General features: G+C 36.5%; 25 protein-coding genes and 1 pseudogene. 13 read left to right on the top strand and 13 right to left on the bottom strand.

The genetic code is table 11. The features are described 5' to 3' along the window. Nucleotides 1-20 precede the first annotated feature (20 nt). Nucleotides 21-1,496 (bottom strand): xylulokinase, encoded by a 1,476-nt coding sequence (locus ACN1CD_RS03250; RefSeq protein WP_419128809.1) that lies wholly within the window; start codon nucleotides 1,494-1,496, stop codon nucleotides 21-23. Between the two features lie 228 nt (nucleotides 1,497-1,724). Here ACN1CD_RS03250 and ACN1CD_RS03245 point away from each other — a divergent pair, with 228 nt between their 5' ends. The 4 genes from ACN1CD_RS03245 to ACN1CD_RS03230 all read left to right on the top strand — a co-directional run bounded on the left by ACN1CD_RS03245 (nucleotide 1,725) and on the right by ACN1CD_RS03230 (nucleotide 4,272). Then, the gene (locus ACN1CD_RS03245) at nucleotides 1,725-2,060 is read left to right on the top strand and encodes a tRNA-binding protein (protein ID WP_419128962.1); all 336 of its coding nucleotides are present in this window, start codon (nucleotides 1,725-1,727) and stop codon (nucleotides 2,058-2,060) included. Nucleotides 2,061-2,238: 178 nt separating this feature from the next. Then, nucleotides 2,239-2,706 carry a nucleoside deaminase gene (locus tag ACN1CD_RS03240; RefSeq protein WP_419128808.1) on the top strand — a complete coding sequence of 156 codons (468 nt, stop codon included), beginning with the start codon at nucleotides 2,239-2,241 and terminating at the stop codon, nucleotides 2,704-2,706. A 400-nt stretch (nucleotides 2,707-3,106) separates the two neighbouring features. Beyond that, entirely contained in the window at nucleotides 3,107-3,715 is a 609-nt protein-coding gene (locus tag ACN1CD_RS03235; protein ID WP_154279497.1) for a superoxide dismutase, read from the top strand. Nucleotides 3,716-3,813: 98 nt separating this feature from the next. Next, a complete protein-coding gene (locus ACN1CD_RS03230; protein ID WP_419128807.1) occupies nucleotides 3,814-4,272 on the top strand; it encodes a hypothetical protein in 459 nt (152 codons plus the stop codon). A gap of 303 nt (nucleotides 4,273-4,575) precedes the next feature. Here the strand turns inward: ACN1CD_RS03230 and ACN1CD_RS03225 are convergent, their stop codons facing one another. Beyond that, complete coding sequence (locus ACN1CD_RS03225; protein WP_419128806.1) at nucleotides 4,576-5,508, bottom strand: LysR substrate-binding domain-containing protein; 933 nt, start codon at nucleotides 5,506-5,508, stop codon at nucleotides 4,576-4,578. 156 nt (nucleotides 5,509-5,664) lie between these two features. Between ACN1CD_RS03225 and ACN1CD_RS03220 the strand changes: the two genes are divergently transcribed. After that, complete coding sequence (locus ACN1CD_RS03220) at nucleotides 5,665-6,762, top strand: hypothetical protein (protein WP_419128805.1); 1,098 nt, start codon at nucleotides 5,665-5,667, stop codon at nucleotides 6,760-6,762. 2 nt (nucleotides 6,763-6,764) lie between these two features. Here the strand turns inward: ACN1CD_RS03220 and fcl are convergent, their stop codons facing one another. Next, nucleotides 6,765-7,691 (bottom strand): GDP-L-fucose synthase, encoded by a 927-nt coding sequence (gene fcl / locus ACN1CD_RS03215; protein ID WP_419128804.1) that lies wholly within the window; start codon nucleotides 7,689-7,691, stop codon nucleotides 6,765-6,767. Between the two features lie 113 nt (nucleotides 7,692-7,804). Here fcl and trmB point away from each other — a divergent pair, with 113 nt between their 5' ends. Continuing rightward, complete coding sequence (gene trmB, locus ACN1CD_RS03210) at nucleotides 7,805-8,455, top strand: tRNA (guanosine(46)-N7)-methyltransferase TrmB (RefSeq protein WP_419128803.1); 651 nt, start codon at nucleotides 7,805-7,807, stop codon at nucleotides 8,453-8,455. After that, nucleotides 8,455-8,787, top strand: coding sequence for an MGMT family protein (locus tag ACN1CD_RS03205; protein WP_419128802.1), 333 nt, complete (start codon nucleotides 8,455-8,457; stop codon nucleotides 8,785-8,787). The genes trmB and ACN1CD_RS03205 overlap by 1 nt, the downstream gene beginning before the upstream one ends. Here ACN1CD_RS03205 and ACN1CD_RS03200 read toward each other — a convergent pair. Then, nucleotides 8,777-9,136, bottom strand: coding sequence for a hypothetical protein (locus ACN1CD_RS03200; protein WP_419128801.1), 360 nt, complete (start codon nucleotides 9,134-9,136; stop codon nucleotides 8,777-8,779). The genes ACN1CD_RS03205 and ACN1CD_RS03200 overlap by 11 nt on opposite strands. A 57-nt stretch (nucleotides 9,137-9,193) precedes the next feature. Between ACN1CD_RS03200 and ACN1CD_RS03195 the strand changes: the two genes are divergently transcribed. From ACN1CD_RS03195 to ACN1CD_RS03185, 3 genes are all read left to right on the top strand, one after another. Next, nucleotides 9,194-9,538, top strand: a complete 345-nt coding sequence (locus ACN1CD_RS03195; protein WP_419128800.1) for a carboxymuconolactone decarboxylase family protein — start codon at nucleotides 9,194-9,196, stop codon at nucleotides 9,536-9,538. 157 nt (nucleotides 9,539-9,695) lie between these two features. Then, nucleotides 9,696-10,073: a four helix bundle protein gene (locus ACN1CD_RS03190; protein ID WP_419128799.1), complete on the top strand. Its 378-nt coding sequence runs from the start codon at nucleotides 9,696-9,698 to the stop codon at nucleotides 10,071-10,073. A 152-nt stretch (nucleotides 10,074-10,225) separates the two neighbouring features. Beyond that, nucleotides 10,226-10,816: a DNA-3-methyladenine glycosylase I gene (locus ACN1CD_RS03185; protein ID WP_419128798.1), complete on the top strand. Its 591-nt coding sequence runs from the start codon at nucleotides 10,226-10,228 to the stop codon at nucleotides 10,814-10,816. A gap of 139 nt (nucleotides 10,817-10,955) precedes the next feature. Here ACN1CD_RS03185 and ACN1CD_RS03180 read toward each other — a convergent pair whose 3' ends face one another. Next, nucleotides 10,956-11,630 (bottom strand): hypothetical protein, encoded by a 675-nt coding sequence (locus tag ACN1CD_RS03180; protein ID WP_419128797.1) that lies wholly within the window; start codon nucleotides 11,628-11,630, stop codon nucleotides 10,956-10,958. 198 nt (nucleotides 11,631-11,828) lie between these two features. On the opposite strand from ACN1CD_RS03180, the gene polA reads away from it, so the two are divergent. Both polA and ACN1CD_RS03170 read left to right on the top strand, forming a co-directional pair. Next, complete coding sequence (gene polA, locus ACN1CD_RS03175) at nucleotides 11,829-14,639, top strand: DNA polymerase I (RefSeq protein WP_419128796.1); 2,811 nt, start codon at nucleotides 11,829-11,831, stop codon at nucleotides 14,637-14,639. Nucleotides 14,640-14,787: 148 nt separating this feature from the next. Beyond that, nucleotides 14,788-15,126, top strand: a complete 339-nt coding sequence (locus tag ACN1CD_RS03170; protein ID WP_419128795.1) for a hypothetical protein — start codon at nucleotides 14,788-14,790, stop codon at nucleotides 15,124-15,126. 54 nt (nucleotides 15,127-15,180) lie between these two features. Here the strand turns inward: ACN1CD_RS03170 and ACN1CD_RS03165 are convergent, their stop codons facing one another. The 5 genes from ACN1CD_RS03165 to ACN1CD_RS03145 form a co-directional block, all read right to left on the bottom strand. Then, on the bottom strand, nucleotides 15,181-15,858 hold the full coding sequence (locus tag ACN1CD_RS03165; RefSeq protein WP_419128794.1) for a metal-dependent hydrolase: 678 nt from the start codon (nucleotides 15,856-15,858) through the stop codon (nucleotides 15,181-15,183). A 48-nt stretch (nucleotides 15,859-15,906) separates the two neighbouring features. Then, nucleotides 15,907-16,212 carry a YbaB/EbfC family nucleoid-associated protein gene (locus tag ACN1CD_RS03160; protein ID WP_419128793.1) on the bottom strand — a complete coding sequence of 102 codons (306 nt, stop codon included), beginning with the start codon at nucleotides 16,210-16,212 and terminating at the stop codon, nucleotides 15,907-15,909. Between the two features lie 113 nt (nucleotides 16,213-16,325). Continuing rightward, nucleotides 16,326-17,309, bottom strand: a complete 984-nt coding sequence (locus ACN1CD_RS03155; protein ID WP_419128792.1) for a hypothetical protein — start codon at nucleotides 17,307-17,309, stop codon at nucleotides 16,326-16,328. 2 nt (nucleotides 17,310-17,311) lie between these two features. Beyond that, a complete protein-coding gene (locus tag ACN1CD_RS03150) occupies nucleotides 17,312-18,541 on the bottom strand; it encodes a serine hydrolase domain-containing protein (protein WP_419128791.1) in 1,230 nt (409 codons plus the stop codon). Nucleotides 18,542-18,609: 68 nt separating this feature from the next. Next, on the bottom strand, nucleotides 18,610-19,161 hold the full coding sequence (locus tag ACN1CD_RS03145; protein ID WP_419128790.1) for a cupin domain-containing protein: 552 nt from the start codon (nucleotides 19,159-19,161) through the stop codon (nucleotides 18,610-18,612). Nucleotides 19,162-19,684: 523 nt separating this feature from the next. Between ACN1CD_RS03145 and ACN1CD_RS03140 the strand changes: the two are divergent. Continuing rightward, nucleotides 19,685-20,062 (top strand): annotated as a pseudogene (locus ACN1CD_RS03140) (GxxExxY protein). 139 nt (nucleotides 20,063-20,201) lie between these two features. On the opposite strand, the gene ACN1CD_RS03135 reads toward ACN1CD_RS03140, so the two are convergent. The 3 genes from ACN1CD_RS03135 to ACN1CD_RS03125 all read right to left on the bottom strand — a co-directional run bounded on the left by ACN1CD_RS03135 (nucleotide 20,202) and on the right by ACN1CD_RS03125 (nucleotide 23,867). Beyond that, complete coding sequence (locus ACN1CD_RS03135; protein ID WP_419128789.1) at nucleotides 20,202-21,983, bottom strand: DUF885 domain-containing protein; 1,782 nt, start codon at nucleotides 21,981-21,983, stop codon at nucleotides 20,202-20,204. Nucleotides 21,984-22,195: 212 nt separating this feature from the next. Further along, nucleotides 22,196-23,044, bottom strand: a complete 849-nt coding sequence (locus ACN1CD_RS03130) for a hypothetical protein (RefSeq protein ID WP_419128788.1) — start codon at nucleotides 23,042-23,044, stop codon at nucleotides 22,196-22,198. Between the two features lies 1 nt (nucleotide 23,045). After that, nucleotides 23,046-23,867 carry a HipA family kinase gene (locus ACN1CD_RS03125; protein WP_419128787.1) on the bottom strand — a complete coding sequence of 274 codons (822 nt, stop codon included), beginning with the start codon at nucleotides 23,865-23,867 and terminating at the stop codon, nucleotides 23,046-23,048. Nucleotides 23,868-23,884: the final 17 nt, after the last annotated feature.

Here is a 23,884-nt window from a genome sequence, read left to right as displayed (position 1 = left end):
CTCTTATTTTGCGGTTCTGTTTATAATAATTTGATTAAAATTTCTTTCCATTCCTGATAAATCGACTCATATTCTTCCGAATTTTGAGGACTTAAGGTTTTTATTGCCCTGTGTTGGGTAAAGGCATCTTCTGCATTTTTGAAAATTCCGGCACCAATTCCGGCGCCTAAAGCTGCGCCAACGCTTCCATCATTTTCATATAATTCTACAGGAATGCCGGTTACATCAACGAATGTTTGTGCAAATACATCGCTCAAAAATAGATTTGCCCTACCCGCGCGGATTACTTTTGGCTGCATACCATTTTCCCTGAGGATATCCAAACCATACCTGAAAGAAAAAGCAATTCCTTCCTGCACAGCGCGAAAAATATCTGCCTGCTGATGGAGATTTAAATCGATACCGATTAATTGTCCGCCAGTAAATTTATTGTTCAGCATTCTTTCTGCACCATTACCAAAAGGCAATACTTTAAGCCCTTTACTTCCAATAGGTGATGTTGCAGAAAGTTTATTTAATGCCGGATAAGTAGCATTTGGTGCGAAATTATGTTTGGCCCAACGGTACATGCTTCCTGTGCCGTTGATGCATAGCAATACACCAGTATGTTTCTTTTCTTTGGTATAGGTTACATGAGCAAAGGTATTTACGCGTGATTGCTGATCGTATGTCAATTCATCACTTACGCCGTAAATTACACCAGAAGTACCGGCAGTCGCGGCAACTTCTCCAGGCTTAAACACATTCAGAGATAAAGCATTATTAGGTTGATCTCCAGATTTGTAAGAAACCGGAATACCAGCTGTTAGGCCGAGTAAACCTGCAATTTCATTAGTTAATGTTCCGTGTGATGAGAATAATGGCTTAACTTCTGGAATCAATTTTTCATCGAATCCATAATATTGCATTAAATCGCTGGAAATTTCATCGTTTTTAAAGTCCCAGAATATACCTTCAGATAAAGCCGGGATGCTCGTTGTAATGTTCCCTGTTAATTTCATAGCGATAAAATCGCCCGGCAACATGATCTTATCAATTTGTTGATAAATTTCCGGCTCGTTTTCTTTTACCCAGGCCAGCTTTGATGCAGTAAAATTTCCAGGAGAATTTAATAAATGCGAAAGCGATTTTTCATGACCGATGGCTTTAAAAGCGCCTTCGCCCAATGCTACAGCACGACTATCGCACCAGATAATGCTGTCTCTTAAAACATTTTGTGACTGATCTACCACCACTAAACCGTGCATCTGATAAGCGATTCCTATCGCTTTGATTTCCTTTGGATCAAAACCCTTAGCCGCGTTGAGCTTTAAAATTGCCTGTTGTACATTGTTCCACCATTCTGCCGGTGACTGTTCTGCCCAACCATTTTTTACGGCTTTTATTTCTGTTTCCTGATCCGGATATTGAGCTGTTGCAATACATTGTTGTGTATCTATCTCTACTACTGCAACCTTTATAGATGATGTGCCAACATCAATACCTAATAAATACATTCGTTATAATTGATTTTTAATACTTGGTTATGCAAACGGTTGCATAAAGTTAATTGTAAAATTCTTAATCGCAAATTTTTTAACTTTATTAATTCTTTTTTATGAAATAAGCGACTTAAATATGAAACTTGTAATTGACTTATTTGAGTTGAAAAGGTTAATTATAACCTTAGCGAAGTTAGTATTGATTGATAATTAATTACTTTAGGCGCAATAAAAATAAATATGATGCAACAAATATCCTGGGATGATTTTGAAAAGGTTGAACTCAGAATCGGAACCATCGTAGAAGCTTTCGAATTTCCGGAAGCCAGACGCCCCGCTTATAAACTACGTGTCGACTTTGGCGAATTTGGAATTAAAACCAGCAGTGCCCAAATAACGAAACATTATACCTTGCCAGAATTGATTGGCAAACAAATTATTGGTGTGATTAATTTTCCAAAGAAACAAATTGGTAAATTTATGTCCGAGTTCTTAGTAACCGGCTTCGCCGACGAAAATGGTGATATTGTATTATCGGCTGTGGAAAGGAGAGTTCCAAATGGAAGTAAGTTGGTTTAGGCTGGCGTTGTAGCTGCTGTACACAGCATTTTTTTCCTAGACCTGATTGGAATGGCAGCTCCCGATTTTTTTCTAATCGGGACTATAATGGAAAGCAGGACCGAACCCTCCCAATTGGCACTGCCATTGTGCTCCAAATCAATTGAAGTGAGCATTAAAGATTCCCTATATTTGCGCCATGAGTTTTTACAATTTCGGGGAAACGAATCCCGAGGAAGAAGATATCCATTATATGAAGCTGGCTTTGGAAGAGGCTAAAAAAGCTTTAACTGAAGATGAAATTCCAATCGGCGCTATTGTGGTGAGCAAAAACCGGATTATTGGTCGTGGCTATAATTTAACCGAACGCTTTAATGACGTTACTGCACACGCCGAAATGCAAGCTTTTACTTCAGCATCGCAAACCATTGGCGGCAAATACTTAAAAGACTGCACTTTATATGTAACCATAGAACCTTGCGTAATGTGCGCCGGAGCCAGTTATTGGACCCAAATCAGCAGAATTGTTTATGGGGCGAGGGAAGAAAAGCGAGGTTTTATTTCTAAAGGAGCAAATCTACTACACCCAAAAACCATTTTAAAAGGTGGCGTAATGGCTGATGAATGTGGATTGTTAATGAAAAGTTTTTTTGAGAAGAGGAGATGAGGGAGTAGTAATTAGTAGCGAGTATCAGGTATCAAGACCAGGCGCTAAAGCAAGAAGTAAAGACTGATGCTTATTAGTATCGAGTAGTTAGTATCAGGTATCAAGACCAGGCGCTAAAGCAAGAAGCAAAGACTGATGCCTATTAGGATTGAGTAGTTAGTACCAAGACTAAATGCTAAACACCTTAATGATCCTTAATTCCTTAATGTTTTCAATAAAAATAACGCCTATATCTAACTTATGGTTTTGAATTTCTTTATCCAGTCTCTTGATTTGAATAAGCAAGTCTACTCGATGTTAAGAACCAAAATACCATTTGATGATAATAACATGAACAAATCTTAATCTACGAATGTTATATTTGCTCAACAAACATTTTTAAATTTAAAACATAAAAACTATGGCTTTTGAATTACCAGCGTTACATTACGCTACAGACGCATTAGAACCGCATATTGATAAAACTACCATGGAAATCCACCATGATAAACATCACCAGGCTTATGTAACCAACTTGAACAAAGCTGTTGAAGGTAAACCAGAAGCGAATCTAAGCATCGAAGAAATTGTTAAAAACATTTCTAAATATCCTGCTGCTGTTAGAAACAATGGTGGTGGTCATTATAATCACTCTTTGTTCTGGAACGTTTTAGGTCCAAATAAAGGTGGTGAGCCAACTGGCGATTTAGCTAAAGCAATTAACGAAACTTTCGGTTCTTTTGCTGAATTAAAAACTAAATTACAGGAAGCTGGTGCAACTCGTTTTGGATCGGGATGGGCTTGGTTATCTGTTGGTGCAGATAAAAAACTTCAGGTTTCCTCTACTCCAAACCAGGATAACCCTTTAATGGATGTTGCCGAAGTAAAAGGTACACCTATCTTTGGTATTGACGTATGGGAGCATGCATATTACTTAAAGTATCAAAACAAACGTCCGGATTACTTAGCTGCCATCTGGAATGCTGTTAACTGGGATGCTGTTGCAGAGCTTTATAAAAAAGCATTGTAAGCAAAACACGAAATAGTAAACACGAAAGTCCCGACGTAAATCGGGACTTTCGTGTTTTAAGATAATTACCTAACTTTACAACAATTAAAATATTCGAAATGAAGAGGGTTATATTTTTACTTTTAATTTTAGCTGGAATAAGTGGTGTAGTGAATGCGCAACAAAACAAGGTCCCAACACCAGATGAAATCGCTAAAAAAAATGTGGAGGATTTAAACAAAAGACTAAAACTTAACGACACCCAAAAAAGTGTAATCTATCGTTTCACCTTTAATCAGGCTAAAGAACAGGCAGATTTGGTTAAAAGACAACAAACTGGAAATTCTCGCGAAGATGATGTAGATAAATTCTATAAGCTACAAAATGAAACCTCTAAAAATATTCGTAACGTATTAAAAGGCGAGCAACAAAACGAATATGATAAAGTGATCGAGGAACGTTTGAGCGGTAAAGCTAAAAACAAAAATAAGAAAAAGAAAAAAGGCGAAGAGGAAGAAGTAGAAGGCGACATTAAAGGCTTGCTTTCCGCACCTCCAATTGAGCCACAAAAACAATAATTCTAACAAGAAGTATTGTTATTGCGATCGAGGATCCCTTCTAGATACATTGCTTCATCCAATGAAAAATTGGTTTCGCAATGACGATTTTTTCGTGGGGATACACTAAACGAATCGTCATGCTGAATTTAGTTCAGCACCTATTTAGATAAGATCCTGAATCAAGTTCAGGAAGACGATTCTTCTAGCAAAATCGTCATTGCGAGGAGGTACGACGAAGCAATCTTTCCTACTAAGAAGCCCCGCTATATAGATTCTTCTACAATATTCGCAACACACAAATATCCTTAACAGCACTGAATATTAAATCCCAACAATATCCTTCTTTTTCTTCTGCTTCATGGCTTTAGGAATAATTTCTAAAATCTCATCTTTAAGGGCATTTAACATTCTCTTTTTGATGAAGTTTTTGTGCGTAACTAAACTGATTTCTCTCACCGGTTCCGGTGATTTGAAATGACGTATTTTCCCGGTTTGTTTGGCACTTAACTCCGCGATAGCCAATTCTGGCAAGAGTGTTGCGCCGCCATTCAAATCAACCATTCTAATAAGTGTTTCTACACTTCCAGTATTGTATTCTAAACCCTGTAGTCTGTTGTTTTTGGTAGAGCGACAAATGTTCAACACCTGGTTGCGCATGCAATGTCCTTCATTCAGGAGCCAGATATTTTCTTCATTAAGATCTTCTGCATCTACCGCTTTCTTTTTGTAGAGCTTACTGTTTTTACTAATGTAGCTCACGAAATTTTCATAATAAAGCGGCGTTTCTGAAATGTTGGCATCAGTTAATGGAGTCGCCAAAATGCCGCAATCTAACACCCCGGTTTTAAGGTGATGAATAATGTCTTCCGTGGTATATTCCCAAATCATAAGTTTAAGATCTGGATACTTTTCCAGCATAGCTGAAATTACTTCAGGTAATAAATATGGCGCTACAGTTGGGATCACCCCTATTTTAAGTTCCCCTAAAACATCCTGCTGCTGACTACTAATCAGTTCTTTCACCTTCCCACTTTCTTGCAAAATTACCCTGGCCTGCGCAATTACCTGAGAGCCAATTTCTGTTGGAAAAACTGGCTGTTTGCTCCGATCAAAAATTTTCACACTAAGTAGTTCTTCTAGTTTTTGCACCTGCATACTCAGTGTAGGTTGTGTCACAAAACACTTATCTGCGGCAGTAACAAAACTCCTATAAGTATCAACCGCAACGATGTATTCTAACTGAACTAAAGTCATATAGTGAAAATTGATTTATTTTTTCAAAGATATAAATTTTAACTATAAGAAAAACATTGAAATATTAAGTTAGTACACATTTATATTTAATAAGAAATTGAAATGCATCAGATTTAAATTAGTAGATTTATTTCATAATTTAAACTTAGATATGACATGGGACTATTTAATTTTTTTAGAAAAAGTGCAGAAAGTCATCAAGAAACTAATCCTGGCAAATTACTACAGAAGGCTTTAGATTTATTCCTTCAAAATAAATCTAAAGCTGAAATCATTTCCGATCTAAAAGCACGAGGCGCAACAGAAGCAATAGCTAAATCAGTTATGATAAGAGCTAGTCAAATGAATGAAAAGTATTTCGCCGAAAAAACCAATAGCCAAATTGATTCTTTACATCATAAAAAGTCAATTAACGATATCTATACTGAAAAACTTAACAAAACGCAAAATGCACAGAGTACACTTATGCCTCATCCAGATATAAATGTTAATTTACATACTTTAGATGGTGGACATGGGGATCACTTTGGAGCACTATTAGGGTTTGGCACAATGCAACAAAATAGTGGGAAACAATTAATTCAGCAAATAATGGCTGTTTGTCTTGGACAACCGTCAAAACTTGTAAATCAAGCTGTGAAGATTAAGGAAGTGAGCCTTACTGAAGCAGGGGGCAATAGTTTTCTAATAAAAATCAGAATCATATTATCAAATGAAAATCTAGTTTCTTCTTTCCCCTATCTTGAAACTAATTATGTAATCCCTTTTAGAACAAAAAATATTACAGAATGGTCTCATGGCAATTCTGAGCAAGCAGAAATTGATGGTGGAGGACGTGAAACATTCGGCATTGGTTTTTATGCAACTGACTATGCCATTAATAAAAATCTTTATAAAGCCAGCCCAAATGTAAATATTAAATTATCTGCATTTGCGCTTATCGTAGAAGAATACGACACAAGTTCAGGTCCCAAAGAATTAAATAATGATTTCACTGGTTATTTACCATCTAAAGATTTTGAAAGTAATTCTTACTATGATTTTATAGGAACATTACTAAATTTTAAATCTTGTAATCCACTTAAAAATAATGAGGGTTATATATTGAAGGTAAAACTAATTAATCAAAACGAAGATGAAGATTTCTTTTCTGTTGATATGTTTGTTAATAATGAAAATTTACACCTTTCTAAACTAAAACCAGGGATGACAATAACTGGCTGTTGCTGGTTTCAAGGCGAAATATCACAATAAAATTAATACCTGCTTTCAAAATCCTGGTATGCCAATGCGATTCCTTCGCGAAGTTCAACCTGATGCTTCCAGCCTAAATTATGGAGCTTAGTTACATCCATTAACTTTCTTGGCGTTCCATCTGGTTTTGTAGTGTCAAATACCAGCTCACCTTCATAATCTAAAACATCTTTGATTAAAAGTGCTAAATCTTTAATCGTTAAATCATGACCCGTACCAATATTAATCAGATGCCGTTCGTTATAATTCTCCATTAAGAAATAACAGGCATCAGCCAAATCATCAGCAAATAAAAACTCACGCATCGGCGATCCTGATCCCCAAACTACAATCTCTTTTACATTGTTAATTTTTGCTTCATGAATTTTACGAATCAGTGCAGGCAACACATGCGAATTCTGTGGGTGATAATTATCATTGTAACCATATAAATTGGTTGGCATTACCGATATAAAATTGGCGCCATATTGATCGCGATAGGCATCACACATTTTTATACCTGCAATTTTCGCAATGGCATAAGGCTCGTTTGTTTCTTCTAACGTTCCGGTTAATAAATAATCCTCCTTTAAAGGTTGCGGAGCCAACTTAGGGTAAATACAGCTTGAACCCAAAAACATCAGTTTTTTAACTTCATTCAGGTAAGCGTTATGGATTACATTATTTTGAATCGCTAAGTTTTCATAAAGAAAATCTGCCCGATAAGTATTGTTTGCTACGATGCCTCCAACTTTTGCCGCAGCCAGAAAAACGTAATCTGGTTTCTCTGCTGCGAAAAAATCAGTCACAGCTTGTTGGTTCCGAAGATCCAGCTCAGAAGATGTTCTGGTGATGATGTTGGCATACCCCTCTTTAACCAGTTTCCGGTAAATGGCAGATCCAACCATGCCACGATGCCCGGCCACATATATTTTTGCGTTCTTTTCCACAGTTATTTTTATAGATTACAAAAATACAATTCCTAGATAAGATTGGCATTAATCTTTCTGTCAAAAGAACTTCGATATTGATTTAATTGTATTTTTGCATAAAAATTAAACTTTTGGGTAAAGATAAACTTAGGCGTTTTGCAGAGATCGAAACCTTTGCAAACGTATATCAATTAGAAGAAGGACAAGTATTAAAGGGAAATTGGGCAGCCAATCACTTCAAAAATTCCAATCCTGTTGTACTGGAACTGGCTTGTGGAAAAGGCGAATATTCGGTAAATCTGGCTAGATTATTTCCTGATAAAAATTTCATTGGCATCGATTACAAAGGAAACCGCATTTGGCGTGGTGCCAAAACGGCTATTGAAGATGGTATTGATAATGTTGCATTTTTGAGAATTCAAATCGAAAATCTATTAGATTATTTTGCTGAAGGCGAAATTGATGAGATCTGGATCACCTTTCCTGATCCTCAACCGCAGGATAGTCGCGAGAAAAAACGTTTAACATTTCCTGCATTTTTAAACCGATATAAAATCGTTTTGAAACCAGGCGGCTGCGTAAACCTGAAAACAGATAACGATCAGCTTTATGCTTATACCGTTGAAAAAACAGCCGAGCTAAACTTAATTATTCATAAAAATACTGATCATTTATATAGCTCAGAATTTGCTGACGAAGTGCTATCGATCAAAACTTATTATGAAAAAAAGTATTTGCTTCACGATAAAAACATTAATTACATCCAATTTTCATTTGAATAATGAACACCAACTTTTACGAACAGGTTTATGAGATTGTGCGACTCATCCCTAAGGGAAGGGTTACTTCTTATGGCGCCATCGCTAAAAGTTTGGGCGCAGCAAAATCGTCCAGAATGGTTGGTCATGCCATGCGCTACGCAGGCACCGCACACCCGATAGTGCCGGCACACCGTGTGGTTAACAGCAGCGGTTTGCTGACAGGGAAATTTCATTTTGAAACGCCAGAAATGATGGAAGAATTATTAGCCAGAGAGGGCGTACAGGTAAAAGATGATAAGGTCTTAAATTTCAAAAAAGTCTTTTGGAATCCGCTGGAAGAAATTACAGAATAACAGGCAGGCTTCTTTTATAATCAGTCAACGTAAAGATAATAAGCAGTAATAAGCCAAAACAGGCATAAAACATTTCGTCAATGATATTGCCTTTAAATATCGTGAACGCTAAAATAATCAAACCAATACTTGCTATCAATTCGATAAAACCATGAAGCTTAAGGTCAATTAATTTAAAAATGCCTCCACTGAATTTGGTACAGATGGTTAAGAGAAAATAACCGATACCCAGTATATAAGCCAAGGTTGATGCAGATGATGATAATCCGAAAAGATCTGGCGAGATGAGCAATAACATCACTAAAATATAATCTAATACTGCATGAAACTTAGGGGAAATAATTTTCATATTCAATCATTTAATTAGTAAACAATCCTCTATTAAAAAAGATTTAGATTTTAAAACATGGGAAAATTAGTAGAAGAATTTAACGGCTATCGTGAAAAAATGAACGATAGAATTATGGAAACAGCAAATACAAATATCAAGCGTTTTTTTGCTTTGGATACCACTTCTTATGCCGATGGCGCTTTAGACGTGAAAACAAAGGAAATGCTGGGCTTGGTGGCTTCTATGGTTTTACGTTGCGATGATTGCATTAAATATCATTTAGGAAAATGTTATGATGCTGGCGTAAATACCGATGAAATGAATGAGATTTTCATGATTGCCAACCTCGTTGGTGGAAGCATCGTGATTCCGCATTACAGAAGAGCGGTAGAGTATTGGGATGAGCTTTCGGGAAATTAGTTTTGAGATGGGAGTATAGAGTTGAGAGTTTTGGGCGGCATGTATATTGCGCTATAATATTAAGACGTACTTAATTATTAGAAAATCTTTTGCAGGCAATAAATGTTAGGAGTTTTTATCCACCATTCTAATTCATATATTGTAAGTATATTTATCGATGGGAACAATCAAAGACTTACTTGCTTATCAGAAAGGTTTCTCATTGGCAATGAATATTTTCGTACTATCTAAAAAGTTTCCGTCAGATGAACGCTATAGCCTTACCGATCAAATTCGGCGGTGTTCCAGAAGTGTTTGTGCAAACCTGGCGGAGGCATACCGAAAGCGAAGGTATCCTAATCACTTTATCAGCAAATTATCCGATGCTGACACTGAGAATGGCGAAACCCAAACCTGGCTGGAATTTGCTTTTGCTTGTGGTTATATTAGTAATGATGAGTTTGAAAAATTAAATAATCAGGCAGAAGAAGTAGCGAAATTATTAGTTTATATGATGAACAATCCTGAACGATTTCTAGTTAAAAACACGCCGTAATCACGTTTCATTGATTCAATATTGTAACAACAAATTCTTAAAACTATTACCGCACGAAATAAATTGAACGGATATTTGATACTAGACTTTCCAATTTCTTTCTACGCCCTGCAGACTCCAAACTCACAAATCTAAACTCCAAACTTGTTACCATGCAGGCTTCAAACTCCGAACTAATAACTCCAAACTCTCTAATTCGTTGCTCTTGGGCAGGTTCTGATCCATTATACCAGAAATACCACGACGAAGAATGGGGGAAACCTGTTTATGATGATAAAATCCTTTTTGAATTTTTGATATTAGAAGGTGCTCAGGCGGGTTTAAGCTGGATTACCATTCTTCGCAGGAGAGAAAATTATCGCAAAGCCTTTGCCAATTTTGAGGTTAAGAAAGTAGCTGCTTTTGATGATCAAGATGTAGAAAGATTAATGAATGATGCAGGTATTATCCGAAATAAGTTGAAGGTTAATAGCGCAATCATTAATGCTAAATTATTTATCGAAATACAGAAAGAATTTGGAAGTTTTTCTAATTACATGTGGCATTTTATGCCAGGCAAAGAACCTCTTCAGAATAAAATAGTTTCCATGAGCGATGTTCCCGCTCGCACAGAAATATCCGATGCTATTAGTAAAGACATGAAAAAGCGTGGCTTTAAGTTTTTCGGCACCACCATCTGTTATGCATTTATGCAGGCCACCGGCATGGTAAACGATCACCTATTAGATTGCTGTGCGAGGTAAAGAACCTATTTTATACAAATCAATCCTCGCAAGACACTAATTCGCTTATTTATTAATCTCCAGACACCTACTTCTTATCATTATTGAGCTATCCATTATACAGGTTGATCTCAAAATCCTGAAATCCATAAAATCCTGGCTATTTTATCGCGTTGTACTCCTGCACCCAGCCCACTACATCTCTGCTATTCAAATCCGTAGCAGTCTCAATCTTCGATTTCAATTCTGGTTGATCGCCTAACTTCTGTAATAGCACCGCTTTTACACTGGCCTTTTTGTCTTCATCAGTAATGGCTTTCATCGGCACCTCTTGAATCGGACCTGTTCCCGGCTTTTCGATGAAATAACGAATCGCCGCCGCTCCTGAACGCACAGGTGCTCCACTTCTTCCACCTCCAATGCTGATTCCGCCGCCCACACCCATTCCACCAAAACCGCCTGTTCCGGCTCCAATCCCTACAGACGGACGAAACCTCACCTTCTTCTCTTTTACCGCAGGCACTAAAGTACCACCACCAAAAGAATATATATTTACCGTTCCCAACTCAATTACCTTCACAAAGCGGTATTCAAAATTTTTACCATTCGCAAAACCCTTACTTAGAAAAGCATCGCCATTCCAGAAGAAGTTTTTAACATCCTTTGCAGGGAGAATCACCTCTTGTTGATCATTTGCGCTGATGAAAACAGAAAAATAATCGGTTCCTTTTATGGTTCCGCGAATCACATCATCGTTGTTTTTAACAATGAAATCTTGGGCAAAGATTGGGCTTAATGTAAAAGACAGGAAAAATATAGACAAGAAGAATTTCATAATCAATGTGCTTAATACAAATAACGGAACAAATTATTAAATCTTGCTATTTTAAGCTGATTTTGATGTTCCCACTATTAGTATTTGGATGATTTATTTTTTGTTGAAAAAGCATTTTACTGATATGATTAACTTTGGTTACTTTTATCAACGGATTAAACCTTCATATCGGTCTAATCATTAAATCGGTGAAATCACATGAATAATAAAAAACTCTTTCTTTTAGACGGAATGGCGCTAATGTACCGGGCACATTTTGCGCTAAGTAAAAACCCCCGTTTTACATCATCAGGCATAAATACATCGGCAGTGATGGGCTTTACCAATACTTTGCTTGACGTATTAAAAAAAGAAAGACCTACCCATATTGCAGTAGTTTTCGATACGGAAGCTCCTACTGAAAGACATACCTCCTTCGAAGCATATAAAGCACATCGCCAGGCAATGCCTGAAGATTTAGCCGCAGCAATGCCTTATGTCATTAAATTAATTACAGGCTTCAACATCCCTGTGATTACTTCGGATGGTTACGAAGCTGATGACATTATTGGTACGCTCGCAAAAAAAGCAGAGCAAAAGGGTTTTCAGGTTTTCTGTATGACCCCAGACAAGGATTTTGCCCAATTGGTATCTGAAAATATTTTCATTTACAAACCTGCCCGCATGGGTAATGGTATGGAAATTCTCGGTGTTAAAGAAGTTTTAGCCAAATGGGAAATTGAAAATGTACTTCAGGTAATCGATATTTTAGGTTTATGGGGAGATGCAGTTGATAACATCCCGGGGATTCCGGGGATTGGTGAGAAAACGGCGAAAGCACTTATCAAAACCTACGGATCGATGGAAAACATCATTGCCCATGCTCATGAGCTTAAGGGCAAACAACGCGAAAACGTAGAAAACTTTGCCGAACAGGGATTAATTTCGAAGAAACTCGCCACCATTATCCTAGATGTTCCCGTAGAATTAGATGAAGCAAGCCTCGAACTCTGCGACCCGAGTCGCGATTTATTAGAGCCACTTTTTACAGAGTTAGAGTTCAGAACGTTAGGTCGCCGCGTTTTTGGCGACGAATTTTCCGTTACCACAGCCAGATTTGGAGAAGGCACCCAGACTGATCTGTTTGGCAATCAAACCGGAGAATCCATTCAATACACCAATACCATTGAAGAGGAACCAGCGGAAAAAATACCTGCTAAAACAATAGAAAATACAGAGCACGATTATCAACTGGTTGACACTGCTGAAAAACGTGCAGACCTGATAAAAAGCTTATTAGCTGAACCGAGGATTTCTTTCGATACCGAAACAACAGGAACCGATGCCAATACTGCTGATTTGGTTGGCTTATCATTCTCTGTTAAACCTGGAACTGGATACTATATTCCGGTCTCAGCGATTAGAGAAGAAGCACAGGCCATTGTTGATGAGTTTCGTGTAATTTTAGAAAACCCTGAAATTGAGAAAATTGGTCAAAACACCAAATACGATATTTTAGTTTTGAAATGGTACGGCGTACAGGTTAAAGGAAAAATTTTCGACACCATGTTGGCGCATTACCTGATCGATCCAGATACACGCCATGGCATGGATGTATTGTCAGAAAACTACTTGAACTACTCTCCGATCTCTATTACCAAACTCATCGGACCAAAAGGAAAAAATCAAGGCACTATGCGTGATGTTCCGGTAGAAGATGTAGTGGATTATGCCGCAGAAGATGCCGATGTAACTTTACAACTGGCACACATTTTCGAACCTAAACTTGTAGAACTAAACGCCGCTAAACTTGCAGAGGAGATTGAAAATCCATTGGTTTATGTTTTAGCCGACATCGAAAAGGAAGGTGTTCGCATTGATATGGACACGCTGAAAACTTATTCTGCAGAGTTGGAAATTGAAATCAGAAAAGCAGAACAAAGTGTTTATGATAAAGCTGGATTGACTTTCAATTTAGCTTCTCCGAAACAATTGGGTGAGGTTTTATTTGATAAGCTTCAGCTTGACCCTAAAGCAAAGAAAACAAAAACCGGACAATATCAAACCGGCGAAGATGTTTTAACTGCACTTGCGAGCAAAAGCGATATCGTAAAGGACATTTTGGATTTCAGACAGTTGCAAAAACTAAAATCTACCTATGTTGATGCACTACCTTTAATGGTAAATCCAAAAACGGGTCGGGTTCATACCTCGTATAACCAGGCTGTTGCGGCAACAGGTAGATTGAGTTCTAACAACCCAAACCTGCAAAACATTCCTATTCGAACAGAAAGAGGACGAGAAGTGCGTAAGGCTTTCATTGCCAGAGATGAAAACCATATCCTATTATCTGCAGATTATTCACAGATTGAGTTGAGGATTATCGCCGAAATTAGTAAAGAAGAAAACATGTTAGATGCTTTTAATAAAGGCATCGATATCCATACTGCAACTGCGGCAAAGGTATACGGAATAACGATTGAGGAAGTGGATAGCACGCAAAGAAGAAATGCAAAAGCAGTAAACTTCGGTATTATTTATGGTCAGTCGGCTTTTGGCTTATCGCAAAACCTCGGTATTCCGCGTAAAGAGGCTGCCGAGATTATTGAGCAATATTTCACCCAGTATCCAGGAATTAAGCGTTACATGAGTGATACCATGAACTTTGCCAGAGAAAATGGTTTCGTAGAAACGATCATGGGCAGAAGGCGCTATCTACGGGACATCAACTCCGCCAATCAAACTGTACGTGGTTTTGCAGAACGAAATGCAATCAATGCCCCAATTCAAGGTTCGGCTGCTGATATGATCAAAATTGCGATGATCAATATTCACAAAGAAATGAAAGCACAGAATTTACAATCTACCATGACTATGCAGGTGCATGATGAGCTTGTTTTTGATGTGGTTAGATCTGAAAAAGAAGTGATGAAATCTATTATTCAGGATAAAATGGCCAATGCAATAAAGTTAACCGTTCCAATTGTTGTAGAAATTGGCGAAGGAGATAATTGGCTGGCTGCACATTAAAAAAATAATTTCTTAACTTCATTAAAACTTCATTCCGATTAACCAATTTTATATCAACAAATAACGAATAAAACAAAAGTTAAAAAGCATGAAACCTTGGCATATAATAAAGAAGTTTCATCACAATTAAAAATCAAATATTAAAGACATGAAAAAATTATTAAGTTTAATCGCAATCGCAGCATTTGGATTAACAACAGCATTTGCTCAAACACCTGCAACAACTCCAGCTAAAGCTAAAACCGTTGTAAAAAAAGAAGTAAAAACTACAACTGCTCCTGCAAAGGCAACCGCAAAACAAGAAACTAAAAAAGTTGAAACGAAAACTACTGCAACAGCAACAAAACTGAAAGCTGATGGTACTCCTGACAAGCGTTTTACAGAGAATAAAACTAAAACAGTAACTAAGGTTGTTGGTCCTACAAAAAAAGATGGAACGGCTGATATGCGCTATAAAGCAAATAAACCCACTCCAAAAAAGAATTAGTTCAAAGTTTATAATTGAAAAGGGTTCCAACGAAAGTTAGAACCCTTTTTTCATTTACAGTGAAATGGTTTCACCGATTTCTGGAAGCAATAAAGTTTTATTCTCCCGTTTAAATTTGGCCACAGCTTCTTCCTTATCAATACTAATCGGAGGGAAAGTATCATAATGCACACCAATCACCTGATCGCAATTAATAAATTTTGAAGCAATAACGGCATCATCTACCCCCATGGTATAATGACCTCCTATTGGTAAAATAGCATAATCTAAATGATATAAGTCTGCCAATAACTTCATTTCTAAAGTTAACGCGGTATCACCTGCAAAATAAATTTGTTTTCCTTCCAGTTCCAGTACAAAACCTGCAGGGTTACCACCATAACTTCCATCAGGGTTAGAACTACTGTGAACTGCCCATACCGTACGCAGTTTACCAAATGGCAAAGTTTGTGTTCCGAAGTTAACGTCAATAACCTTTTCAATACCTTGCTTTTTGATCCATCCGGCAACCTCCACCGTGGCAATTACTTGCGCATCGGTTTGTTTTGCTAATTCTACTAAATCAGCTACATGGTCTCCATGCCCGTGACTTACTAAAATATAATCTGCTTCTATTTTAGTCGTATCCACATCTTTCGCCAGTGGATTTGATTTAATAAATGGATCAAAAAGAAATTTTTTGCCATCTGCTTCGATCAAAAAGCAAGATTGACCATAATAAGTATATTTCATAAAATATTAATAGATATTAATTATTAAGTTTAAGACTACAAACTTTTTTTATTGTCCAAACATCCCACCTAAACCGCCAAGCATATCTTTAGCTGATGCCTGCATTTCTGTAGAACTTACTTCTTCTGCATTAGCAAGGGCTTTATTAATTGCAGTTAAAAGCAATTCCTCAAGTTCTTCTCTATCTGCATTTTTTAAAAATTCTTCATCAATGGCCACACCTGTAATTGCCTTATTTGCAGTTGCGGTAATCTTGATTGCACCATTTTCAACTTCTCCAAATACAGAAACCGTATCTAAACGTTTTTTAATCTCTTCAGCTTTTTGCTGTGCTGCGAATAATTGATCGAACATAATTTTATTGTTTTATAGTAAACGAAATTGGGCTGAATTGGTTTTCAAATGTCCCTTTTATGAAACTGATTTTATAATGAATAGATCAAAATATACTATAATCCAGCTCAGGCTTAAATTCGGCCGAGAATGGTATTGGCTTCATCGAGGAAACGATCAATTTTCTTCGTCCCGATGAAACTCCTCATGGCCAGGGTTTTCATTTTATTTTTATTTGGCAGGTAGATTTCTGCATTCACATCTGTTCCAGAGTAAATCAAATTCGTTGTTTTCCTCACAATTTGAAAGCGAACAAGATCATCGAAAGTATATTCCGTTACTTTTCTTCCACCGAATGTGGAATGAATTAACTTACCCTGGTTTTTATCAAATTTGATGCTGGAAAAGAAAGCATATATAAAAACCAAACCAATAATTAGTGGAAAATAAGTGACAAGAATTCTTTTAAAAGCAGCTTCCTCCATCATAAAATCCGGATTAAGCCAAATGGCTACAGTAATACCAATCATGATAATACCAAGAATTAAGCCCCCAATTTTATTCTGGCGTAAAGTGTAAACCCCACCTTCTTCTTTAAAAAATTCAAAGTCAAAAATGGCTTGTTTTGAAATGATGGGTGCGTTGGCAAAAACGAGTTCATCAATTTTGGGTAATACCTCATTTTGGTATTGAATTAAATTAGCGTCTGTCGCTTTGCTGTATCCAGCAGATACCGCTAAACCTTTTCCATGCCGGTTACTCTTTTTAAACAATGAATAACTAAAACTACTTCCCAGCGTTTCGTAAGGTTCAATTGCTGCAATATCATCAAATGGAATAGATCCAATAGGTAAAAAACCAATCTTCTTGTACAATTTTCTGTCCGTACCGTTAAAGATTAATTTAGATTCGGCCATTAATACCAACAGTAACGGAATCATTAATAACAATCCATAATAAGTTATTGATGTTGCTATGGAATAGCCACTCATCTCGGTAGCTAAAAAGTAAATAAATACCGCTACAAGAATAAAAAAGATCAATCCTAAAATCCTTAAACTACGTTTTGGATAAATAGTGAGGGTATTGGTTTCAATAATCCATTTTGTTTTGGCCATAATTAATCTTCATCAGAACCAGGTAAACTGCCATTGCCGTGGTAAGCGCCTTTGCGAATAATCGGCATTTTTAAGTGCTGATACAATTCATCAAGATGCATTAAGCTACCATTGGTTAAATTTCCTAAAAATATAACAATAATGTTTTTATCCAGATCGCGAACATAGATATGTCGGAAACCATGCCACCAACCAGTGTGGTAAACTACCTTATCCATTTTTTCTCCATCGAACATCCGCCAGCCATAACCATAATTGAAGTGGCCATTTACTGGTTTATTCCGACCAACATAAGATGAATCGCTACTTTTCTTTGTTAACAAACGGCCGTTCTTTAAGTATTTATCGTACAATACCAAATCGTGTAAAGTGCTATAAATTCCTTTATCACCTACTGGTCCATCCAGGAAATTCTGCGCTACAGAATATTTCCAGGTACGATCATGTCCAACTACATCTACCGGCACTTTTTCATATTCAGTAGTGCTGTAAACATGTGTGTGTTTCATTCCCGCAGGTCTGAAAACATGCTCCATCATGTATTGCGAATAGCGTTGACCAGTTACTTTTTCGATTATCGCACCCAATACCATGAAATTGGAGTTGTTATAGTGGAACCGATTATCCGGTTTTGTATAAGGATTAGGTTTTCGCTCAGCAATCACATTCATTACTTCCTGGTTAGTCACCCCTTTTTTCATAGAGCGTTTTTCTTTCCTCCAGATGTCATCGATGAAATAAACATAATTCATCATCCCACTGCGATGGCTTAAAAGCAACTTCACCGTAATGCCATCGTATGGGAAATTAGGAAAGAACTTCTTTACATTATCATTTAGTGATAACTTACCCGCTTCAACCAATTGCATGATCGCCGTTCCGGTAAATGTTTTAGTAATGGACGCGAGTTCGAACTCCGAATTTATTTTTAAGCTATCGCGATGTAAATAATCTGCCCAGCCAATTGCTTTTTCATATAGAATTTTTCCATCTTTAGCCACGAGCATATTTCCGTTAAAACCATACTTTTTATGGAGGTTTTGAACAAAATCGGCAATCCATTTATCGCCCTTTGCCGGATTATATGCAATCAAAGCACTATCCGCTTTGTCGTCTTCTTTAACGCGGATTTTTGCATCAGCAGCCTTTTTCTCTTCCGATTTTTTGCTGTTACAAGCAGTTAATAATGTAATGGAGAGGGCTAATGCTGAACATATATATCTAAAATTCATTTATGCAAAAAAATAGGGATTTAAAACCCGAAAATTAAAGAATTTTAGACGTATAATTCGAAAGAGTTTTAAACATTTGAGCATTTTTGGTTATACCAACATTCAAATAAATGCCCTTTGCTACCATAAACAGGGTCATTATCCGGGTTTTTAACTTCAGCAATGTCTTCATCTGCTTCTGGTCGTTCATCGGCTTTACCATATTTTATGTTGTATTCTGCTCCGTTTGGATAAGCACCAACAACTGTAAAGTCTTCACTAGCATGTAATTTCATGTGAGCAACACCTGCAGGGATCATCACTACATCTCCTTTATCAAGCTCAATACAAACGCCATGCTCCCCGCCAAACTGCACTTCTGCTTTTCCGCAGTAAACGCCCATCACTTCGTGAGTATTGCTGTGATAATGTTGGTAATCAAAAATTCCATCTACCCAGGCATTTGTATATCCGTTCTGGGCGAAGACTTTTTTAATCGCTTCTTCGGTCTCATCAGGGTGAATCAGAAATGCACCCTTGTAAATCATCAGTGGTAAATTCGGGTTATTGGGGCAGTTCCCATTGGCTTCTATTTTATGTGCAACAAGATATGCCTCTTGTATTAGTTTTTCTTTGTCCATGATTGTAATGTTTAATTACTAACAAAGCAAGATGGAAAGGGTTTAAATTTAGTCGAGATAACTGGGCGATCAAGATAATTTCAGCAGAACAAACAATCTATTCTAATTAGCAGAAATTACCAATAGCAAATCTAAATGCCTATTTGTCCCGCAGATTAAAGTGATTTTCGCAGAACTAATAATCCAGACCTAATCTGCGAGATCAGCGAAAATCAACGGGAAATATCAATAGCTAATCAAAACGCCTAATTTGTCCCGCGCAGATTAGAGTGATTCCCACTGAACTAATAATCCAGACCTAATCTGCCAGATCAGCGAAAATCAGCGGGAAATATCAATAGCTAATCAAACGCCTAATTTGTCCCGCAGATTAAAGTGATTTTCGCAGAATTAATAATCCAGACCTAATCTGCCAGATCAGCGGGAAATATTGATAGTTTGATTTTTATTAAATACTTTACTCTAACTCACAATTATTTAATATCTTAGTTCATCATCCCATAACATTTAAACAAACTTAGCTATGGATGAAAACGATATATCTTACCTCATCAGGGGTGCAATCTTTACCACCTACAACGCCTTCGGACCAGGACTTCTAGAATCCACCTACGAAAACGTGCTATCGTATGTTTTGAGGTAACAAGGATTAGAAGTCAAACAACAGTTGCAACTACCTATTTTTTTTAATGATGTGGAACTCAATGCGGGTTATCGAATTGACCTATTAGTTAATAACTTGGTGATTGTAGAAATAAAATCAGTAGAAGCGCTTACTCCTGTTCATCATAAACAACTGATCAACTACCTCAAACTATCTGGTTCAAGATTGGGTATCCTCGTTAATTTTAATGCTGCCAACATAGCGGAGTCTATCATTAGAAAAGTTAATCATCTTTAATCGAAACGAAGCTGTATCATAAATCCAAAATATTATCCTGAGTCCGTCGAAGAATATATAAAAACTACCTTTTATGGCGTTTTCCACAAGCTCAACGTTTCCAAGCATCAATTGATTTATGATACAGCCTTCTAAAAAATTATTTCTGACTTTCCGCCCACGCATCCATTTTGGATTCAAATACCGAAAGCGGGAAAGAACCATCTTTTAACACTGCCGTATGGAAGGCTGCCAACTTAAACTTCACACCAAGTTGTTTCTCATATTTACTTCTCAGTTCGCGAATTTTCATTGCACCAGTTTTATAACCTAAGGCTTGCGCAGGAATTCCCATATACCGTTCAATTTCAGCTGTAGCACCTTCCGTGCTGATCGCTTCATTATCCGTCATGTATTTAATGGCTTGTTCCCTGCTCATATTTTTGGTGTGAATGGCTACATCAACCACCAAACGAATTGCCCTGTGCATTTCATCGCCTAAAGCACCCATGTGCTGATAAGGATCCTGATATAAGCCAAGTTCCTTCCCTAAAGACTCGCAATAAAGTGCCCAGCCCTCCACATAAGCATTATGACCACCAAAACGGCGGAAGTTTGGAAGCAACTTATTTTCCTGAGTCAAAGAAATCTGGTAATGGTGACCCGGAATAGCTTCATGTAAAAATAAAGACTCCATTCCTGAAGTCGTATTAAATGTTTTAGCATCCAGAATTGGCACATAGAATATCCCCGGGCGCTTGCCATCAGCCGAACCCTGATTATATTCCGCACTTGCAGAGGCGGCCCTGAAAGCTTCCGTCTGGCGAATCTCAAACGGTGTTTTTGGTTCCACATCAAACATCTTCTTTAAATTCGGTTTCATCCGTTGATGGATGTTTTCAAAAGCAGCTAAAACTTCTTTTGGTGTTTGATAAGGCATAAATTTCTTATCCGTTTTCATGTATTCGAAAAATGCTTTCAAATCACCCTTAAAACCAACCAGATTTTTGACACTATCCATTTGCCCTTTAATCCGTGCCACTTCTTTTAATCCGGTTTGATAAATCTCTTCAGGTGTTTTATTGGTAGTAGTTTGTTGTTTTACCAGGTAAGTATACCAGGCCAAACCGCCTGGCATTGCCGAATATCCAGAAGTTGTTCTGGCTTTAGGCAAGTATTCATGCTGAAGAAAATCACCTAACTTTTTATAGGTCGGAACGATAACAGTGGTAATCGCATTGCGATATTCTGTGGTTAGCTTTTGTTTATCAGCAGCTGAAAAACTTTCAGGCAATGAATTTATCGGACCGTAAAAAAGACTCTTTTCAGGATTGAAAACCACCATGCTCTGCATTTGAGGAATCATTTTAACAACAAGCGCCTTCGGCAATACAACACCTGCTGCTGCGCCTTTCTTAAAATTAGCAATTGCCGTATCTGCCCAAATTGAAAATGCAGTTACCCGTTTCAGCCAGTCTTCATAATTTTTCACTGTTTTAAAGGGCTGTGCACCTGTACCAGATCCCAATTGGCCAATGGTGAGTGGCAAAGCAAACATCTGGTTAAAAGGAAGATATTCTGAATGGTATTTTAATCCTTCCAGATTGATACTCAATTGATCTTTCAGGTAATCATAAGAAAGCTTATCATTTTCGGAAGATAACTCCTCACGGTCATACTTACCCAAACTATCAAGGTAGCGTTGATTATAATCCCTATTCATTTTAATGAAAGCCTGAGAACCATCATTCGGCAAAAGATCATTATAGCGCTCATCTCCAATATAGGTTGCGCCAATAGGGTTAAGCTTCAAACCTTCCTGATAGTATTGCTCGCACATTGCAGCAAACTGTAGGTTATTACCAACGCTATCTGTTTTATTTTTCTCTTTACAAGAAAGTAAAGCAGTAGCACAAAGTGCGAAAAGAGTTATTTTCTTCATTTAATTTTTAGTTAAGGTCTCTTCAAAAATAGTAAAATTATCATCCAATTATAGAAATGGTATTGAACGCAAAAAAGCCATCCTTTTTGGAGATGGCTTTAATATTTTAATCAGTTCGAAAATTTAATATTATAACTATTTGATAACTGAAAATATAGTTCTTTTATGCATGAAATCCTTTTAAAATTCTTTAAAACAATTATAATATTACTTTATTTAAAAAAGGGAGTAACACCTTTATTATTAATATATTCTTCTACAATTCCAATTTCTTCAATATCAACAAAATCTAAAAAATCAGAATCTCTTATTTGTTCCCACATTAAATGGTTTTTATTATTTTGATTTGCTTTTGGCTCTCTGCCTAAAACGAAATACTTCCCGTCTTTTTGTCCATCTAACTCTAATGCTTTAGTTAGAGCAACAAATCGGGTCACATCATTCTCTAAATTATAATGCTGTTTTTCAAAATCTATTGCTTGCCCCGCAACAGGTACGCCATTAACACCTATAAAATTAACCTCAACAGGCGCAATTAAATTTTTGAAATCATTTGGGGTAATGGTTCTATCTACATTAACTTTTCCCTTAATATTTGGGTAGAGTATTGTTTTTATTTTCTCATAAACATTAATACTGTTATCAATTGTAACAGCTTCATCATATGGAAAGATGTATTTTTCAAATATCTTTTTATAATTATTTGAATTTAAAGAAATATCTATTGGTTTGGCTTCAGAAAACTGTATGAGATTATTTGAATATTTTGAAAGATATGAGATATATGAACTGTTTACCCAATTAGCTTTCAAAGTATTATCTAATATAAATAACTCTTCAACACTCCCAGCATCCTTATTTATCTCCTTCTCTAGGGCTCTTAAATAAGTCTTTAAAATTGTATTACTTTCGCTATCTAATAAGCCTTTAATTGCTAGCAATTTTGATACAGAATACTTAAAAAAATGTTGCTCTCCATTAAACATAATTAGCCCTATACTTACTTTCTCATCAAGAGTAGCATTAATTGGAACATATAATATGGAAAATAAAGTTTTCATTTCAGGTTAATATTAAAGAATGCACAAAGGCTCTAAAGTTATCTTCACACCGTTTTCCCCAAGCATTATCGAACAAATACTGTTCCATTTTAGCTTTAATAATAACGGTATCAATAGCCCAGGAATTTGGTACTAAGGCAAGTATGTTATCTAAATTACTTTCACAATCTTTGATACAAATGTAGAAATTTTCAATCAGCTTATCTACAATTTCGCCTAATTTCCTATCATGCCCAAATAAGAGTTTAGCTAAATCAGTATTCAAAATACTATCGTCCTCTGTTAAAGACTGTATACCATAATCAAGAAAGCTAGAATTAAAAATAGCAACATGATCTATTGCATAAAACGATAACCTGTTATCTTTTGCGTAATGCAACAATAGATTATTATTGTTATAATTCCTGTCTTCATTGGCTAACCAGATATCAAATAAGGCAATTTTTAAAAAGTCTGATTTATTTATAATTTTATCTCTGAAATTTTTATCCTTAAATAAAGGTATAAATGATAAATCAAGCTCTTTAGTATTCTTTAAATACAAAGAACCGAAGCATTCTTTCTGAAAAAAGTAAGGTTGAAGCTTCGGGTATTTTTCATAAGGAATATGTTCTTCAGCAACAGTTATTAATGCTGTTCCCGGAATATTAATTCCCCATAATTTTCCAAATTCTGATGCAATTAATTCATTGAATAGATACTTTGGAAATTTATCATATTTACAAACCCAGTCATTAAAATCATTACAAGTAACCAATAAGGGACTACTGCCAGCGGTATTAAACATTTTATGTACCTGCTGAATAGTCTTAAGTGATTTCATTTGATATTGAGGAGGTT

The organism is Pedobacter sp. N23S346 (genome assembly GCF_048515415.1).
Taxonomy (GTDB): domain Bacteria; phylum Bacteroidota; class Bacteroidia; order Sphingobacteriales; family Sphingobacteriaceae; genus Pedobacter.
This window is presented reverse-complemented; position numbering and strand designations above follow the sequence as displayed.

Bases quoted from the DNA above. Each gene is read 5' to 3' on its own strand.
- ACN1CD_RS03250 (WP_419128809.1), bottom strand. From the start codon at position 1,496: ATGTATTTATTAGGTATTGATGTTGGCACATCATCTATAAAGGTTGCA.
- ACN1CD_RS03245 (WP_419128962.1), top strand. From the start codon at position 1,725: ATGCAACAAATATCCTGGGATGATTTTGAAAAGGTTGAACTCAGAATC.
- ACN1CD_RS03240 (WP_419128808.1), top strand. From the start codon at position 2,239: ATGAGTTTTTACAATTTCGGGGAAACGAATCCCGAGGAAGAAGATATC.
- ACN1CD_RS03235 (WP_154279497.1), top strand. From the start codon at position 3,107: ATGGCTTTTGAATTACCAGCGTTACATTACGCTACAGACGCATTAGAA.
- ACN1CD_RS03230 (WP_419128807.1), top strand. From the start codon at position 3,814: ATGAAGAGGGTTATATTTTTACTTTTAATTTTAGCTGGAATAAGTGGT.
- ACN1CD_RS03225 (WP_419128806.1), bottom strand. From the start codon at position 5,508: ATGACTTTAGTTCAGTTAGAATACATCGTTGCGGTTGATACTTATAGG.
- ACN1CD_RS03220 (WP_419128805.1), top strand. From the start codon at position 5,665: ATGGGACTATTTAATTTTTTTAGAAAAAGTGCAGAAAGTCATCAAGAA.
- ACN1CD_RS03205 (WP_419128802.1), top strand. From the start codon at position 8,455: ATGAACACCAACTTTTACGAACAGGTTTATGAGATTGTGCGACTCATC.
- ACN1CD_RS03200 (WP_419128801.1), bottom strand. From the start codon at position 9,136: ATGAAAATTATTTCCCCTAAGTTTCATGCAGTATTAGATTATATTTTA.
- ACN1CD_RS03195 (WP_419128800.1), top strand. From the start codon at position 9,194: ATGGGAAAATTAGTAGAAGAATTTAACGGCTATCGTGAAAAAATGAAC.
- ACN1CD_RS03190 (WP_419128799.1), top strand. From the start codon at position 9,696: ATGGGAACAATCAAAGACTTACTTGCTTATCAGAAAGGTTTCTCATTG.
- ACN1CD_RS03185 (WP_419128798.1), top strand. From the start codon at position 10,226: ATGCAGGCTTCAAACTCCGAACTAATAACTCCAAACTCTCTAATTCGT.
- ACN1CD_RS03180 (WP_419128797.1), bottom strand. From the start codon at position 11,630: ATGAAATTCTTCTTGTCTATATTTTTCCTGTCTTTTACATTAAGCCCA.
- polA (WP_419128796.1), top strand. From the start codon at position 11,829: ATGAATAATAAAAAACTCTTTCTTTTAGACGGAATGGCGCTAATGTAC.
- ACN1CD_RS03170 (WP_419128795.1), top strand. From the start codon at position 14,788: ATGAAAAAATTATTAAGTTTAATCGCAATCGCAGCATTTGGATTAACA.
- ACN1CD_RS03165 (WP_419128794.1), bottom strand. From the start codon at position 15,858: ATGAAATATACTTATTATGGTCAATCTTGCTTTTTGATCGAAGCAGAT.
- ACN1CD_RS03160 (WP_419128793.1), bottom strand. From the start codon at position 16,212: ATGTTCGATCAATTATTCGCAGCACAGCAAAAAGCTGAAGAGATTAAA.
- ACN1CD_RS03155 (WP_419128792.1), bottom strand. From the start codon at position 17,309: ATGGCCAAAACAAAATGGATTATTGAAACCAATACCCTCACTATTTAT.
- ACN1CD_RS03150 (WP_419128791.1), bottom strand. From the start codon at position 18,541: ATGAATTTTAGATATATATGTTCAGCATTAGCCCTCTCCATTACATTA.
- ACN1CD_RS03145 (WP_419128790.1), bottom strand. From the start codon at position 19,161: ATGGACAAAGAAAAACTAATACAAGAGGCATATCTTGTTGCACATAAA.
- ACN1CD_RS03135 (WP_419128789.1), bottom strand. From the start codon at position 21,983: ATGAAGAAAATAACTCTTTTCGCACTTTGTGCTACTGCTTTACTTTCT.
- ACN1CD_RS03130 (WP_419128788.1), bottom strand. From the start codon at position 23,044: ATGAAAACTTTATTTTCCATATTATATGTTCCAATTAATGCTACTCTT.
- ACN1CD_RS03125 (WP_419128787.1), bottom strand. From the start codon at position 23,867: ATGAAATCACTTAAGACTATTCAGCAGGTACATAAAATGTTTAATACC.